This is a genomic window from Actinoalloteichus spitiensis RMV-1378, from assembly GCF_000239155.1.
Classification (GTDB): Bacteria; Actinomycetota; Actinomycetes; order Mycobacteriales; family Pseudonocardiaceae; genus Actinoalloteichus_B; species Actinoalloteichus_B spitiensis.
The window spans coordinates 1-3337 of record NZ_AGVX02000677.1 but is presented as its reverse complement, the minus strand read 5'-3'; the positions used below and the strand labels follow the sequence as shown (position 1 = coordinate 3337).

2 protein-coding genes and 1 pseudogene are annotated in these 3337 nt (G+C 74.8%); 1 reads left to right on the top strand and 2 read right to left on the bottom strand.

Translation table 11 applies throughout. The features are described 5' to 3' along the window. Positions 1-428: 428 nt before the first annotated feature. On the bottom strand, positions 429-932 hold the full coding sequence (locus ACTIDRAF_RS0223790; protein ID WP_016701188.1) for a DUF3145 domain-containing protein: 504 nt from the start codon (positions 930-932) through the stop codon (positions 429-431). 341 nt (positions 933-1273) lie between these two features. Between ACTIDRAF_RS0223790 and ACTIDRAF_RS0223785 the strand changes: the two genes are divergently transcribed. Beyond that, positions 1274-2584, top strand: a complete 1311-nt coding sequence (locus ACTIDRAF_RS0223785; protein ID WP_016701187.1) for a hypothetical protein — start codon at positions 1274-1276, stop codon at positions 2582-2584. A 127-nt stretch (positions 2585-2711) separates the two neighbouring features. On the opposite strand, the pseudogene ACTIDRAF_RS0223780 reads toward ACTIDRAF_RS0223785, so the two are convergent. Further along, positions 2712-3337 (bottom strand): annotated as a pseudogene (locus ACTIDRAF_RS0223780) (pyridine nucleotide-disulfide oxidoreductase); the annotation flags it as partial.

Below are 3337 nucleotides of genomic sequence, written 5' to 3'. Positions count from 1 at the left end.
CGGTGCACCCCTCACCGGTGGCGGGGCGGAACCGGGGTGGGCCCCGAACTCCCTTTGCGGAGGTTCCTGGAACGGCGTGGTCCCGGGTCCGCCGGGCACCTGCGCGGCTGGGTGACCTCGGGCCACCACCGGCGCACCGCCGGGACGGGCTGCCGGGACGGGCGTGCGGTGCCGGGAGGTGGCGGCGCAGGGGGACCACCGGTCGATCCCGTGGCCTGGGAGCGGTCGTCAGGGGTCGTGCCGCGCGTCCGGCCGGTTGTGAGGGGCAGGCGGGGTGCCGGGGTGGGAGCCAGGTCGCGGCGGCGGCTCGTCACGCCGAGGTCCGGCCAGGCGGGGAGGGCCGGGGGCTCGCGCCGCCCGCCGCGTCGGCGGCCGGGAGCCCGCGTGGTCGCGGGAGTCGGGTTGCTGCTCGCGTGGTGGGCTGGCGCTCAACCGACCCGGTGCAGCCAGCGCACACCGGCGCCGTCGGCCGCCCGGCGGAACGGTTCCAGGGCGTCGTCCCACGCGGTGCCCAGCACCTCACCGACCCGGTGGTTGAAGCGCTCCGGGGAATCGCTGAGCGCCGTCATGGTCCGCAACTGGTCCTCGGTGACCATGATGTCACCGTTGGCGCTGGTCCGGGCGCGCCACAGGCCGAGGCCCGGGACGTAGCAGAACCGTTCACCGTCCACGTGCCGGCTGGGGTCCTCGGTGACCTCGAACCGGAGCATCGGCCACGCGCGCAGCGCGGTGACCAGACGACCGGCCGTGCCGGCCGCCCCGGTCCACTCGTGCTCGGCGCGCAGCTGACCGGCGACGGCCGGCTGCGCCGTCCACCGCAGTTCCACCCGACCACCGAGCGCGCCCGACAGCGCCCACTCGACGTGCGGGCAGACCGCGGACGGCGACGAGTGGACGTAGATGACGCCACTGGTGCTGCCACTGGTGCTCACTGCTGACCTCCGCTGCTCGACGAGGGACGTCTTCCCCTACGACCTCTTCGAGCCGGCGTTGGACCACACCGATGGCCTAACCGCTCGGTCATTCTGCACCGGACGGCGCAGTGTCCGCCACACGAGTCGCGATCGGGGGGCCGTGCGGCACGGTCGAAGCGTCCCCGGCCGCCGCACCCTCTGGTGGCCCGAGTACCCCGGTGATTGACTTTCGAACCAGTGATCACGACCACAGAGAACGGAATACCGGACAGTAACGTGAACGACCCTCATGTCAGCGTTACCGTGAGACGGCCCGCGCGAGGCCGCGGCGGGAGAACGACGTCCGAGGAGGTGGCCTCGTGAGGCTGGTCAGACTGGGCGAACCCGTCAGCGCCGTCGGCAACGACCTGCGAGCGGCTCTCGTCGCCTGTGGAACGGGCCGCGCCCTGCTCGGCGGCGTCGGAGTCCTCGGTGGACATCCGGCCGGGTCCGCCGGCCAGGTCGAGGCGGTCCTGGTGTTGCCCGGGGCGGTCCTGGTGGTCGTCGGTGTCGATCTGCCCGAACCGGCCCAGGTGCTGCGCGCGCCCCTGGACGCCCCGTGGTCCCTGGACGGCACCCCACTGCCGGGCGCGGCCGGAGGCCCGCACCCGGCGGCCACCGCGCGGACGCTCACCGCCGAGATCCGGTCCCGCCTGAGCCACCTGCCCGGCACCGTGCCGCCGGTCCGCACCCTGATCGCCATCGGACCGTTCGTCGAGCGGGTGGAACAGACCCCGTCCGACCGCGACAGCGGGGTCCGGGTGTTCCACCCCAGCCCGGCCACGGTTCTCGAAGCGGCGCGGGAGCTGGCCGACCACCCCGCGCCGTGCTCACCGGCCGACGCCAGACGCATCCTCGACCTGCTCTTCCCGGCCGGATCGAGCCCGGCCGCCGGCATGGCGGACCTGACCGGGCTGACGGAGGAGGACCTGGCACGAGAGGGTTTCGGGGCGGCCCCCTCCTCATCGGGCACCGCTCAGGCCGGCCGGTCGCGGACGGGAACGGCCGGCACCACCCGGGAAGCTCCCCCGAGCAGCGGCCCGCACCGCCCCACCACCGGCCGCACCAGGCTCACCTGGCAGGGCTGGGCGGCCGCCGTCGTCGGGGTCGGGGTCCTCGCCGGCGGAGCAGTGGTCCTCGCCGTCACGGGCTCGGGCCAGGACGACGTCGCCGACCAGCCCGAGAGCTCGGCCGGCGAGAACACCGCCGAGTACCGGGAGGTGGTCGCCGAGTCGGACACCGGTTGCGCCGCCAACGCGTTCGGGGACGTGCGGACCTGGTTGCGGGAACACGACTGCTCGTCACTCTCCCGGGGCCTCCTCGACCTCTCGGTCAACGGCCGAGCCGTCGGGGTGTCCCTCGCCGTGGCCACCTTCGCCGACGAGGGCACCGCCGGCGCCTTCCAGGACCTCGTCGAGTCCCCCGGTCGCGGCGGTGTGGACGACCTGCTGAGCGCCGGGCACGAGTGGCCGACGGGCCCCGACGACTTCCACGGCGCGGCCTTCGTCACCTCGCGGGACGGGACGGAGGTCCGCATCGCCCAGGCCGTGTGGTCCGAGGGCGGGGCGGACCCGCAGGACGCGACCCTGCTGGCCGCCGCCAGGAACGCGCTGCGGGTGGACCTGCGCTGACCACTGGACGTCGAGACGTCGACCCCCGGAACCCGCTTCCGTCCCGTGCGCCCGACAGGGCCGGCGTCCGGCGCCGGGCCGCGCGGTGGCGACGAGGCGGGAACCCCCGAGGGATGCGGCACGCCGGTCAGAGACCGTAGCCCTCCAGCAGCCGCAGCCACACCTCGCTGATGGTGGGATAGGCGGGCACCGCGTGCCACAGGCGGTCCAGGGGGACCTCACCCACCACGGCCACCGTGGCGGCGTGCAGCAGTTCCGCCACGTCGTACCCGGCGAAGGTGGCACCGACCAACACCCGCCGGTCCTCGTCGACCACGATCTTCGCGGTGCCCCGGTAGTTCGCGGCGTGCAGTGCGGAACCGCCGACGGCGATGTCCAGTTCCACCACCCGCACCGCCAGGCCCGCGTTCCGCGCCTCCCGTTCGGTGCGTCCCACGCTCGCCACCTCGGGGTCGGTGAAGACCACCTGCGGTACCGCGACGTGGTCCGCCGAGGCCCGGTACCGCGTCCACGGTCCGGGCTGGTCGGCCTCGCCCAGCCCCGAAGCACGGGCCGCCACCACGTCCCCCACGACCCGGGCGTCGTACTTCCCCTGGTGTGTCAGCGGGGCCCGCCCGGTCACGTCACCGGCCGCGTACAACCACCGGCCCGACACCCCGCGCACGAGCCCGCTGTCATCGACGGTCAGGTCGCCGCCCTCGGTGAGCCCCACCGAATCCAGGCCGAGGTCCGAGGTGGCGGGCCGCCGTCCCG